Below are 11,879 nucleotides of genomic sequence, written 5' to 3' on the forward strand. Positions count from 1 at the left end.
TGCATCAGCCTTTTGCGTTGTTCAGGGTGGTGACCAGGGTGCGCTTGTCCAGCAGCGGCGAGAGGATCTCTCCGTCAGGCGTGCTGGGGCCATAGACCTCATTAAAGGGAATGGCGTAGCGGTTTCGCTTCGCGAGAAACTCCGCGATAAGCGCGGAGGGCTGGCTCCAGTCTCCGCGCAGGGCCACCACGTCCGGCTGGCTCAGCGCGGCAATAACGTCCGGCTGACGCAGTACCCGGTGCTCGTTAACTTTGCAGGTCACGCACCAGTCCGCCGAGATATCCACAAACACCCGTTTCCCCTGCGCCAGCGCCTGCTCAATGGCCTCCTCGCTGAGCGGCTGCCACGGGATGGTCTGTGCGACGCTTTGCGTGGTGGCGTCAGACGGTGAGTTGAGCAACCCGCGCAGCTGATACCCGCCGAACACCGACAGCGCGATGACCACGACCCAGAATAACGGCGAGGAGGTTTGCCCCTTCTTCGCAAACAGCGCCAGCGCGATAACGATCAGCACCAGCATCACGACCTGGCTGACCGCCTCGCCCAGATGCAGGCTCAGCAGCGTAACCAGCCAGAGGCTGGAGGCCAGCATCATCAGGCCCAGGATCGTTTTGAGCGTGTTCATCCAGCGGCCGGGTTTTGGCAGCAGCATGGCCGTTTTCGGCACCAGGGCGACAAACAGCCACGGCAGGCTCATGCCCACGCCCAGCATCAGGAAGATAAGCCACAGGGCGTGCAGCGGCGCGCCAAGGGCAAAGGCAACCGCCGTGCCGAGGAACGGCGCGGAGCACGGCGTGGCAAGCAGCGTGGCGAACATCCCTTCGCAGAAGCTGCCGCCAAGCCCTGTGCCCCCTGCCATTGCCAGCCGCCCGGCGGCAGCAGAAGGGAGCAGCATCTCAAACGCCCCAAACAGGTTCAGCGCAAAGAGGAAGGTGACGGCGACCATCAGGCCGATAAACCACGGGTTCTGGAACTGAATGCCCCACCCCAGCGACGCTCCGGTCAGCTTAAGCGCGGTCACCATCGCGGCCAGCAGCGCAAAGGAGGTGAGGATCCCGGCGCTGGTGGCCAGGAAGCGCAGCCTGATGGCGCGCCTGTCCGATCCCGCCTGCAGGATGCTGTTAAGCTTCATGCCCATTACCGGCATCACGCAGGGCATCAGGTTCAGGATCAATCCGCCCAGCAGGGCAAAAAGCACCATTTTACCCGTTCCTTCAGGCGCGGAAGGCTCTGCGGGCGTTGCCCCAACGGTCATGGTGGTTTGCTGCGCGTAACCGCCATTGGTCAGCACAAACGACAGCCTCTTGCCTTCCAGCGAGGCGGGTTTATCGCCCCATTCGTCGGTCACGGGTACCGTCACACGAAGCGAGTTGCCGTCGTGCTTAATGGCCGGCTCGCCGGGCAGAATGTTCCCCTCCAGCGGGTCAAAGTAGATCCCCGGATTGTCCCACTTCCCGTCCGTGGTGCCGGTAATCACCAGCTTGTCGCCGGATAGCCATGCGGAAAGATCCGTGGATACGCCAGACGTGCCCGGAACGGCGCGCATCGCTTGCTCGAAGGCGGCCTGGAAGCTCTCATCCACCGGCTGGGTAAAATCGAGATGCAGCGGGTAGTCCGTCAGCAGGCAGACGTTGCTGCAGGTGGAGAGCGTGAGCGTTCCATTGAGCGCGTCGCTCTTCACCACGTCGAGAACGATCGGAATCGTGACCTTATCGTGATACCCCTGCGTGGTCATGCCGGAGATATCGAAGCGCGAAGGAACCGGCCAGGACCAGCTGTCCGTTACGCCTTCCGGCCAGCTGATTTTTGGCGCGACGCCACCCTCGCCCGGCGATCGCCAGTAGGTTTTCCAGCCGGGCTTTAGCTCAACGGTGAGCAGGCCTTTAACGTGCGTTTGTTCCCTTTCCGCCTGAAAGCGGATGCGGGCGTGATCGTTTTGTGGGGAGACCAGCCAGCCGGTGTCTGCCGCATGGGCAATGCCGATGCAGGACAGCCACAGGAGGACGAATCCCCTGAAGAGATTAACCATGTATTACTCCGTGAACAGTGAAAAATTATCGTGTGGTGACGATGATTTTCATTCACGGAAAACGCAGTTTTTAAGGTGTATTCGGGGAGGCGGTGCCTGAACCGGCTGTTCCGCGGGAGCGAATGCCCGCCCTTGCGTCAGCAGCTGTAACAGCGCGAAGAAGATAATGATAGCCGGCAGCGCGCCGTCGAAGAACAGCGGCTGGGCACAAAGAAGCGACTGGGCGCCCAGCTGGCAGGGCGATGGCCCGGACTGCTCGGTGCTGCTTTGGGTTGGGGCATCTGCACTCAGTGAAATCTGCGGATCCAGTCCCTGTAAAAAATGGTTGAGCATCACCGCACGCTGCACGAGGCAAATCGCCATCGCGAGACAGGTGATGATCAGAAGCCATTTTCCGAGGAGCTGACGGTTGCGCATAATATTCCAGAGTAACAAGATGCCCCGATCATAAACGATAGTGATGAATCTACAAGTGCCGGAAGTGTAAGGTTTTGTCTGTCGCCGCTATTCACCCGTCAGCGCGTCGTAGATATCCCGCAGCCGCGTGCGCAGAAACAGCACCGCCTTGTGCTTGCGGGATAGAAGCGCCTGCTCGCTGGCCCCCGTCTCCTCTGCCAGCATTTTAATGCTGTAGCCGTGCAGCTCGGTCTTTTCAAACACTTCGCGCTGCGGTGGCGACAGTTCAGACAGCGCCTGCCCCAGCTCTTCCCACAGCAGCGTTTTGAGATACTCCTCCTCCGGCGTTTGCGGTACGCCGAACAGGGTTTCGGCCAGCTCGTCCTCGGGAAAACCCTCTTCGTCTTCGCCCGTAAAATAGCCGGAGAGCGGCACCTCGCGCTTTTTACGCGCCCGGTCTGTCATCTCGTTACGCGCCGCGCGGAACAGCCAGGCCGCGACGTTTTCGACCGGCTGCTCCACTTTCATCAGCTGATACGTCACTTCCTGCAAAATGTCGTCGGCATCATCGCGAACGGACGTCCGTCCGCGAATGAAGGCTTTCAGCCGGGCGCGGCAGGCATTGAGCGCCGACATCAGCATGGATCCGCCCGCCTCCCCGGCTTTCATTTCGCTCACTCGGCTTCCGGGGTTTTGGGCGCGGCGTCATCGCGCTTATCGTCACGATGGCCGTGCCAGCCGCAGTGACCGCGACCGTGACGACCAAAGCCTTCGCGACGCTGCTGAATAAACGCCTCGCGCTGCTCGGGCGTCATGTTCATCCAGCGCTCGTGCATCCGCCGGTGCGCGCCAAACATCCCCGGGCGGAAACCTAATCCGCCAAACAGAATGCGGCTCAGCACCAGAATGCCCAGCGCCTGCCAGAATCCGATGGCCTTCACGCCCAGGATCGCCGGGAGCAAGGCGTTCCACAGGGACATCACCAGCAGGCCGAGCACGATGAAAATCACCGCGCCGATGATTAAGCCCTTACCCATACGGTGGCGACCGAATCCGCGCCCGTGACCTCTGCCGTGCATTTCAAAACCTCTCATGGTGTTTACCTCGTTTACAGTAACTGATTATGGCTTGTGATGAGGTAGACGGATGAGGGAGGGAAATATTGCTGGGGTGAATGAAATAATTACTCTGGCCGCACATTCGCGGTTAGTGCCCGGCGGCGCGCTGACGCTTGCACGGGCCTACAGGTTTCGTAGGCCGGGTAAGCGTCAGCGCCACCCGGCACGTGTCAAAGACTTACGCCTGCGCCGGCAACCTAAAACTCGAAATACTCCGCGAAAGCTGCTGCGCCTGCTCTTCCAGCGAGGCCGCTGCCGCCGCGGACTGCTGCACCAGCGCGGCATTCTGCTGGGTCACACCATCCATCTCGGTTACCGCCTGCCCGACCTGGCCGATCCCGCGGCTCTGCTCTTCGGAGGCGACGGAGATCTGCTCCATCAGCGTATTCACCTTATTCACCGACGAAATAATCGAATCAATCACCTCGCCCGAGCGGCTCACCAGCTCCGCACCGTTTTTCACGCTGGAAACCGACTGCGCGATCAGGCTTTCGATATCTTTAGCCGCCACCGCGCTTTTCTGCGCAAGAGTGCGCACTTCGCTGGCCACCACTGCAAAACCGCGGCCCTGCGTACCGGCGCGCGCCGCTTCAACCGCCGCGTTAAGTGCCAGAATGTTGGTCTGGAAGGCGATGCTGTTGATCACGCTGGTAATGTCTTCGATGCGCTTCGAGTTCGCCGCGATGGTGTTCATCGTGTCGATGACTTCGCGGGTCACCGCTTCCCCGGTGTGGGCATTGTTCACCGCGTCCTGCACCAGTTTTCCGGCCTGATAGACATTATCGGTATTGTTCGCCACCGTCGCGCTCAGCTCCTCCATGCTCGCCGCCGTCTGGGTCAACGCGGAAGCCTGCTGCTCGGTACGCGAAGCCAGATCGATATTCCCGGCGGCAATCTCCTGCGCCGCGTGCGTCACGGTATGGCTCGCATCGCGCACCTGGGCGATGGTCGCCAGCAGTGCCTGACGCATCTGCTCCATCGAGCCCATCAGGTGGTCGATTTCGTTGCTTGAACTCCCCTTCACTGGCACCGGAATGTCCAGCTTGCCCGCCGCAATCTGGCTGCAGTGCTCGCGCGCCAGGTTGACCGGGGCAAAGACAAAGCGCTTCATGAAGATGCTGACTGCAACGATCACCACCACAAACAGGCAGGCAATAACAGCAATCATCACCAGACCGGAGACGAAATTGCTGCTCGCATCCTCGTTCAGGCTTTTAGCGTATTTCTGGTGGACCGAAAGCACCTGGTCGAGCACGATTTCGTACTGACGATCGAGACGGGAAACTTCTGGGATCAGCGCGTCAAATTTGGCGACATCGTGCGCCGCAGCGGCATCGATCAGCGGCGCCAGTCCCTGGTTGCGATAGTTTTGCCAGGCGTCCTGATAGGCACTCACCATCGGTGCTTCATCCGTCAGACGCGGCGAAGCCATAAACGCCGCAAAGGCATTGTCCGCTTTGGTCAGCGCCTCTTTCACTGCGGCAAGCTTTGCAGACTCGTCCGCCGCGTTGCCCGCTTCCACCATCTTCACGTACTCCATCACCCGCACGCGCAGCGTACGGCTGTGGTTGATGGGGTCAATAATCGACAGTACCACCTGGATCTCTTTGTTGACGTTATCCAGCGAGTTATTACTTTTAATGATGAGGCCAACGCTCGTCACGGTGCTGACGATAAAGAACAAAAGCAGCGAGAACAGGACAATCAGGGACGACTTTTTCAACGACATAAACCAATACCTCAAGGAGAATTATTCCTTATGGTTATCGGCGCTTCCAAAACTTAAATTAATTAAAGTTATTGATGTATCGAACGACGCTATACCCCTGACTTATAGCGCCGCTGCAGGGTGGCATCCAGCTTGCGCTGCAATGGCTGCGGCGTCTCCCCTTCGATCAATTTGCCAATCAGATCAAAGCAGTGCCACGCCAGCTGGCGGTTGTCCTGCCGAATGGTATCCACCGGGATCGTCAGTGAATCGTAGAGATAGTGATCGTCAAAGCTGGCTAATCTGATATCGCTTTGCAACAGGTTATGCTGGCCCATATAGCGCAGCACCCCTTCCAGCAGCCCGCAGGCGGCGGTGAAAAGCGCTTTTGGCGGACGCCCCAGGCGGGCGCAGAGTTCGGCAAACATCTCGTACCCGGAGCTCGGGTGATAGTTACCGTGAATGATCCACTCGGGGCGCAGCTCCACGCCGGCCTCTCGCAGACCTTGCTTAAAACCGTCCAGACGGTCGCGCGTCGGAGACAGGCGCGGCTGGCCGCCGAGGAAGTAGAATTCATTCGGATGCTGGCGCGCAATGTCTGCTACCAGCGCCGCTGTCGGGGAAATGGAGTCGGTGATCACCAGCGGCAGCGCGCTGTCGTTCATGTGCCGGTCAAAAAGCACCACGGGCAGCTGCTCGCTGAGCTTCAGGTAGTCCGCATCGTTCAGCATGCTGGAGGCCACAATCAGCCCGTCCACCTGACGCGCTACCATATTGTTCACCACCACCGTCTCCTGCCCCGGATTTTCATCGCTGCAGGAGATAAGCAGCTGAACGCCGGCCTCGCGGCACAGCGTCTCCAGCTCGTGAGAAAAGACGGCGAAACCGTAGTTGGTGATCTCAGGAACGACAAGACCAATGGTGTGGCTGCGGTTATCGCGCAGCGAGCGAGCGTGAATGCTGGGCTGATAGTGGTGCTCTTTTGCAATCGCCAGCACGCGCTCGCGCGTCTCTTCCGCCACGCGAAGCTCTTTGCTGCGCCCGTTCAGGACGAGGCTGGCGGTGGCTTTTGACACACCCGCCAGCTCCGCGATGTCTTTTATGGTGACGCGTTTTGTTTTTCTCACAACGACTTAGATCCGGCTGCCAAAACCCTCATTCTATCATGCAGGCGCGCAGCGACCAGTAGCGTAATGTGATGTCGGACGCACCTTCGAATCGCACCCGGGCCGGATGGTCAGGAAAATAGCGGCTGCTCATCACCCCTTCACCGTGGTTGATGAAAATTTCAACGCTGGAGCGGTCGCACAGAACGCGTAAATGACGAACCTCTCCCTGCCAGTAGCGGGTCAATGTTTCACCGGTTTTCAGGCTCGCGCGTTCAAGGCGTAAACCCTGCTCATCGACCGTGAGGCGCAGCGCGCCTGCGAAATCGCCATTCACCTGCGATGCGCCCAGCTCAAACTCCAGGCGCGTCGCGTCCAGTTCCGGCGCCTCGCTGGCGCGCCCCTGCCAGCGCTGCTCATCTTCACGCAGCGCCGCCAGCTCGCGCGCCGGAGTCTGCCAGAGCCTGCCGTCGCGGAAGCGGAGTTCACGCGGGCAGGTCATCTGGTGCATCCAGCCGTGCGTCCGCGTCGGCTGAAGCATCTCTTCCCCGTCCGGTACGCCCATCCAGCCGATCAGAATACGTCGCCCGTCCTCCGCCAGCGTCGTTTGCGGGGCGTAGAATTCAAAGCCCGCGTCCAGCTCGTGAAGCTCGCCGTGATCGAATGCGGCGCTGGCATAGTCAAACGCCCCGCTCATCCAGGTGGCCGGATAGGTATTGAGGTAGCGATGCGGCTCGCGCGCCAGCCCCTGCGGGCAGCAGATCAGGACGTGCGTTCCGTCGAGGGCGAACAGGTCCGGGCACTCCCACATATACCCCGCTTCCGTCAGGCCGTTGACGCCGTGACCAGCGATCTCCCCGCAGGCCGTCCAGGCGTGCAAATCGGCTGATTTAAACAGCAGCACCTTCCCGCGCTTTTGCACATCCTGCGCGCCGAGAACCATGTACCACTCCCCGTCGTGCTGCCACACCTTCGGGTCACGCACGTGGCCGGTGTAGCCTTCCGGCAGCGCCAGCACCGGCCCCAGCTTCGTAAAGGTTCCGTCTGGCTGCTCCACGGCGAGGCACTGCCAGGCGGTGCGGCTGCCGTCATCAAACTTAACGTTGCCGGTGTAGCACAGCGTGAGAACGCCGTGGTTGTCCACGGCGCTACCGGAGTAGCAGCCGTTGCGGTCATACTCTTCGTCGGGCATCAGCGCCAGCGGCTCATGCTGCCAGTGCACCAGGTCCGCAGAGCTCCAGTGCCCCCAGCATTTAAAGCGATGCTCGCAGTCCAGCGGGTTCCACTGATAAAACAGGTGGTAGCGTCCGGCAAACCAAATAAACCCGTTCGGGTCGTTCATCAGACCCGTCACCGGCGCGGGGTGCCACTGCGGGTAGTGGCTATCAGCCTGCGCGCGAGGCTGCCCTTTCATAACGGCCTGCAGGATCGCAGGCCAGCGGGAAAGTTGCGTCATTATTCAGAGTCCGTTTTATATTTCAGCAGCAGCGAGACGGTAAACGCCACGCCGAAGGCAATCACCATGCCGATAATATAGTTAAGGAGCGAGCTGGCCTGCACGATAGCCATGCCCGGAATAGCGGTCAGCCCGACGGCGGTCATGTAGACATGCACGGAGACCACCCAGGCCCCGCCCGCCGCGCCGCCGATCAGCGCCGCGATAAACGGCTTCACGAAGCGCAGGTTGATACCAAAAATGGCCGCTTCGGTAATGCCCAGCAGCGCAGAAAACGCCGACGGTAAGGTAATAGCTTTGATTTTCACGTCTTTGGTTTTGAACCACACCGCCAGACAGGCGCCGCCCTGCGCCACGTTCGCCATGGCCCAGATCGGCAGCAGGAAGTTCACGCCAATGGACGGGTTACCCAGTAGCCCGGCTTCAATCGCGTGGAAGCTGTGGTGAATACCGGTGATCACAATCACCGAGTACAGTCCACCAAACAGCAGCCCGGCCAGCCAGCCCGCGTGTTCAATCAGCGTGCTCAGAATAAAGGAGATGCCGTCGCCCAGCGCGCGCCCTGCCGGGCCGATAATCAGCAAGGCGATGAAGCCAGAGATAACGACGGTGAGGAACGGCGTCAAAATAAGATCCAGCGCGTCCGGGATAGCGCGGCGCAGGTTTTTCTCGACGATGCTCATAAACCAGACGGCCAGCAGCACCGGGAATACCGTGCCCTGGTAGCCAATCATCGCGATCTCAAGGCCGAAGAAGTTCATGGTGTGGAAGCCGGAGGCCACGCCCCAGGCGTTGGTCAGCGCCGGGTGGGTCAGAATGCCGCCCAGTGTCGCGCCCAGATACGGGTTCCCGCCAAATTCCCGCGCCGCGGTAAAGCCGATCAGGATTGGCAGAATGATAAACGCCGCCGAGCTGCACATGTCCAGCATGATGTAGAGGGCGTTATCCGCATTGACCCAGCCGTAGGTTTTCACCATGCCGAGCAGGCCCATCAGCAGGCCGGACGCCACAATGGCGGGAATGATCGGGACAAAGATATTGGAAAGCAAACGCGCAATGCGCTGGAACGGGTTCAGCTTGCGCGCCGCGATATCCGCCGCTTCAGACTTGCTGGACTCGCTAATCCCCGCCGCCTGAATAAACGCGGCGTAGACCTTATTCACCACGCCCGTGCCGAAAATGACCTGCATCTGCCCGGCGTTATGAAAACAGCCCTTCACGCCCTCGACCTTGCCAATCGCCTGCCGATCGGCAAGCGCGTCGTCGACCAGCACCAGACGAAGACGCGTAGCGCAGTGCGCAGCGCTGGCGATATTTTCCTTGCCGCCCAGCAGCGGAATAAGCTCGCGGGCGATTTGATTAACATCCATAGATACCTCTGCCTGACTTCTTTTTATGATGTGCGAAACGCCCTCGCCGGGCGGGAGCGTGATGGGTTAAAACCAGGTTTCCATCTGGACCCCAAAGTTCCATTCCCCGCCAGCGTTGAAGCCGCTGCTGCCAAAGGCATCATCGCTGGCGTAATTATCCAGTTTGCTGCTCCAGTCCATCCAGGTGGCAAACAGGCGCAGCTCCGGGCGGCTGAAGAAATCGCCGATTTTGCTCGCTTTTAAGGTTGGCGCAAAGGTCAGCTTGTAGAAACTGCCGTTCACGGCGTTACGGTCCTTATAGCCTTCCGGATGTAAATCCATGTACTGATAGCTTCCCTCAAACGCCAGCGCGAAGTTCTGGGTCACCTCTTTAATCAGGCGGGTGTTGAGCGTCACCCACTCATAGCTGTCGCCCTTGACGTAGCGATCTTTGCTGCTCTGCGCCAGCACGGCAGGCGCGATACTCCAGCCACCGCCAACAGGCGTGACACCGTAACTTGCGAAGCGCCAGGTATCGGCATCAGACAGCAGCGCCCCGTCGGAACCGATGCTCTTAACTTCTGCGCCCAGGCCGTGACCGTACAGCAGCGCCGTTTTGGCACTCCCTTCCCGCAGGCCGTAGAAACTCTCGTTGTGCAACCCCACCAGGGCATGAACGCCGTTATTGGCCGCGTCGGTTTTGATGAGATCGCCGTTAGCGTCTTTACGGTCGTCGTTATCCTTCGCCCGCAGGCCGCTCACCATCACCTGCAGCGGGCCGGCGAAGTGGTTCATGCTGAGGATGTAGTTCTGAACGTTATTGTCGGTCTGCTCCACGCTGCCGAAGTTGCGGCCGTAGATCGAGAAGTTGCTGCGCAGCGAGTCGTTCCACTTCACGTCGTAGACACCGCCGCCGGTACCGGCCAGGAATACCACGTCGGAATCCAGCCAGTGAATATCAAAGTTGTCGCGGTCGAAGCGTTTACCCGCCCAAAACGTGCTGCCCTTCAGCGCGCCGGTAAAATCAGGCAGGTTACCCAGCTCCGCAAAGGCCTGGCGAATATTGAGATCGCTGGTATCGGCTGACCAGTCGTTATAGGTTCGCTGACCGTCGGCCAGCATCGCCTTGAAGCGCGTGGTCGCCCCGTTATCCAGGGTTTGCTTGTGCTCCAGGTTCAGCTCGACGTAGGTGTCGGCTTCGTTACCCAGACGCCCTACCGCACCGCCGGTTTCCCCGGCTGGCGTCAGGTACGGGCCGCTTTTGCTGCTGGAGGCCGCGTCGTTCATCAGCAGGCCGGAACGTGCGTAGCCGTGGAACTCAAATCCGCTGCTCTGATCCGCTTTTTTCTCCAGCGCGGCGGTACGCTGCGCCACCGCCTGGGTTGTGGTTTGCGTCTGCTGCTGGGCGGCGACCAGCTGCTGCGTTTTTTGTTCGGCTTCGGTGGCGCGTTTTTCGGCGACCTGCGCACGCGCTTCAGCAGCCTGAAGGCGCTGCTCCATCGCGGCAAGGCGCGCTTCGATACTTGTCATATCCGTCTGGGCAAAAACAGAGGTACTGCCGGCCAGCATGCCTATCATCACGGCAAGTCTGCGTTTTTTATACATTTTGTCGCATCCCTAAAAGTATTAATCGAACGTGCTAAATTGCTAAACCGGTTTAGGCTGCTGATACTAAACCCCGGAATTTTGGATCGGCAATCTTTTTTGCTAAACCGATTTAGTAAGTGTGATCGAGGCGACAATTCAGGCCGCCGGACGGCGGCCAGTGAAGGAAGGATTACAGGTCGTGCTGCCAGGGCAACGCGGTCATCGCCCCCTTTGCCGTGGTGGCTAACGCGCCACAGCGCTGGGCTAAGGCGATTGCCGGGACCAGATCCTGACCAGCGGCCAGCCCGTAGAGCAGCCCGGCGACGAAGGCATCGCCCGCGCCAGTGGTATCGACACATTGCACAGGGGTAGCCGGATAGTGTTTCACCGCGCCCTGATCCCAGGCGATAACGCCGTCTTTTCCCTGGGTGACCAGCACCAGGCGCGCCGGGCAGCGCTGCATCAGCGTGTTCAGACCTTCTCGTACATCCGCATCGCCGGTTAAAAATGCCAGTTCCTCAACGGAGAGCTTGACCACGTCGGCGCTTTGCAGGGCCTGTTCCAGGCAGCGACGCAGCGCGTTCTCATCCGGCCAGAGATCCGGGCGAATATTGGGGTCGAAGCTCACGTTACCGCCCGCCTTCCGGATGGCGTCCATCGCCTGAAAGGTCGCCGAGCGGCTCGGCTCTGCGCTTAGCGCGATGGAACAGACGTGCAGCCACTCGCCCGCGCTGAAGGTCGGGAGGTCGGCGGGTTCAAGAAACAGATCGGCGCTCGGGCGCACCATAAAGGTAAACGAGCGCTCGCCGAGGTCGTCGAGATCGACCACTACCGTAGAGGTGCGGTGGGCCGGGTCAAGGCGCATATGCTTCACGTCGACCCGCTCGTCAGCGAGCGTTTTCGCCATAAAGCGCCCGAAAGGATCGTCGCCAACCCTGCCGATAAAGGCGCTCTGGCCGCCCAGTCGGGCAATGCCGACCGCGACGTTCGCCGGCGCACCGCCGGGACACTGCAGTAATCGACCTTCTCCATCGGGCAGTAAATCCACTACCGCGTCGCCAAGTACCCAGATTTTTTTCATGTGATCCTCAAAGCTAAACAATATTAAACCGATTTAGCTATTTAAGCAC

10 protein-coding genes are annotated in these 11,879 nt (G+C 60.0%); all 10 read right to left on the reverse strand.

The features are described 5' to 3' along the window. Positions 1-4 precede the first annotated feature (4 nt). Positions 5-2,029, reverse strand: a complete 2,025-nt coding sequence (locus tag IM291_RS11885) for a protein-disulfide reductase DsbD (RefSeq protein WP_192986949.1) — start codon at positions 2,027-2,029, stop codon at positions 5-7. Positions 2,030-2,077: 48 nt separating this feature from the next. Continuing rightward, positions 2,078-2,446 carry a hypothetical protein gene (locus IM291_RS11890; protein WP_028013210.1) on the reverse strand — a complete coding sequence of 123 codons (369 nt, stop codon included), beginning with the start codon at positions 2,444-2,446 and terminating at the stop codon, positions 2,078-2,080. Positions 2,447-2,533: 87 nt separating this feature from the next. Further along, on the reverse strand, positions 2,534-3,094 hold the full coding sequence (locus tag IM291_RS11895) for an RNA polymerase sigma factor (protein WP_060571876.1): 561 nt from the start codon (positions 3,092-3,094) through the stop codon (positions 2,534-2,536). A gap of 5 nt (positions 3,095-3,099) precedes the next feature. Next, a complete protein-coding gene (locus IM291_RS11900) occupies positions 3,100-3,519 on the reverse strand; it encodes a hypothetical protein (RefSeq protein WP_192986951.1) in 420 nt (139 codons plus the stop codon). Between the two features lie 202 nt (positions 3,520-3,721). Further along, positions 3,722-5,272 carry a methyl-accepting chemotaxis protein gene (locus IM291_RS11905; protein ID WP_192986953.1) on the reverse strand — a complete coding sequence of 517 codons (1,551 nt, stop codon included), beginning with the start codon at positions 5,270-5,272 and terminating at the stop codon, positions 3,722-3,724. An 89-nt stretch (positions 5,273-5,361) separates the two neighbouring features. Then, a complete protein-coding gene (locus tag IM291_RS11910) occupies positions 5,362-6,378 on the reverse strand; it encodes a LacI family DNA-binding transcriptional regulator (protein WP_059357579.1) in 1,017 nt (338 codons plus the stop codon). Between the two features lie 28 nt (positions 6,379-6,406). Beyond that, a complete protein-coding gene (locus tag IM291_RS11915; protein WP_192986954.1) occupies positions 6,407-7,813 on the reverse strand; it encodes a sucrose-6-phosphate hydrolase in 1,407 nt (468 codons plus the stop codon). Beyond that, positions 7,813-9,183, reverse strand: coding sequence for a sucrose-specific PTS transporter subunit IIBC (locus IM291_RS11920; RefSeq protein ID WP_192986955.1), 1,371 nt, complete (start codon positions 9,181-9,183; stop codon positions 7,813-7,815). The genes IM291_RS11915 and IM291_RS11920 overlap by 1 nt, the downstream gene beginning before the upstream one ends. 66 nt (positions 9,184-9,249) lie before the next feature. Then, on the reverse strand, positions 9,250-10,767 hold the full coding sequence (locus IM291_RS11925; RefSeq protein ID WP_028013217.1) for a carbohydrate porin: 1,518 nt from the start codon (positions 10,765-10,767) through the stop codon (positions 9,250-9,252). A 172-nt stretch (positions 10,768-10,939) separates the two neighbouring features. Then, positions 10,940-11,830, reverse strand: coding sequence for an aminoimidazole riboside kinase (locus IM291_RS11930; RefSeq protein ID WP_048999615.1), 891 nt, complete (start codon positions 11,828-11,830; stop codon positions 10,940-10,942). Positions 11,831-11,879 lie beyond the last annotated feature (49 nt).

The organism is Enterobacter cloacae complex sp. P27C (assembly GCF_014895705.1).
Classification (GTDB): domain Bacteria; phylum Pseudomonadota; class Gammaproteobacteria; order Enterobacterales; family Enterobacteriaceae; genus Enterobacter; species Enterobacter bugandensis.

What these genes read in the sequence shown, in the direction of transcription:
- IM291_RS11900 (WP_192986951.1), bottom strand. Translation starts at nt 3,519, where the DNA reads ATGAGAGGTTTTGAAATGCACGGCAGAGGTCACGGGCGCGGATTCGGT.
- IM291_RS11905 (WP_192986953.1), bottom strand. Translation starts at nt 5,272, where the DNA reads ATGTCGTTGAAAAAGTCGTCCCTGATTGTCCTGTTCTCGCTGCTTTTG.
- IM291_RS11915 (WP_192986954.1), bottom strand. Translation starts at nt 7,813, where the DNA reads ATGACGCAACTTTCCCGCTGGCCTGCGATCCTGCAGGCCGTTATGAAA.
- IM291_RS11920 (WP_192986955.1), bottom strand. Translation starts at nt 9,183, where the DNA reads ATGGATGTTAATCAAATCGCCCGCGAGCTTATTCCGCTGCTGGGCGGC.
- IM291_RS11930 (WP_048999615.1), bottom strand. Translation starts at nt 11,830, where the DNA reads ATGAAAAAAATCTGGGTACTTGGCGACGCGGTAGTGGATTTACTGCCC.
- IM291_RS11885 (WP_192986949.1), bottom strand. Translation starts at nt 2,029, where the DNA reads ATGGTTAATCTCTTCAGGGGATTCGTCCTCCTGTGGCTGTCCTGCATC.
- IM291_RS11890 (WP_028013210.1), bottom strand. Translation starts at nt 2,446, where the DNA reads ATGCGCAACCGTCAGCTCCTCGGAAAATGGCTTCTGATCATCACCTGT.
- IM291_RS11895 (WP_060571876.1), bottom strand. Translation starts at nt 3,094, where the DNA reads ATGAAAGCCGGGGAGGCGGGCGGATCCATGCTGATGTCGGCGCTCAAT.
- IM291_RS11925 (WP_028013217.1), bottom strand. Translation starts at nt 10,767, where the DNA reads ATGTATAAAAAACGCAGACTTGCCGTGATGATAGGCATGCTGGCCGGC.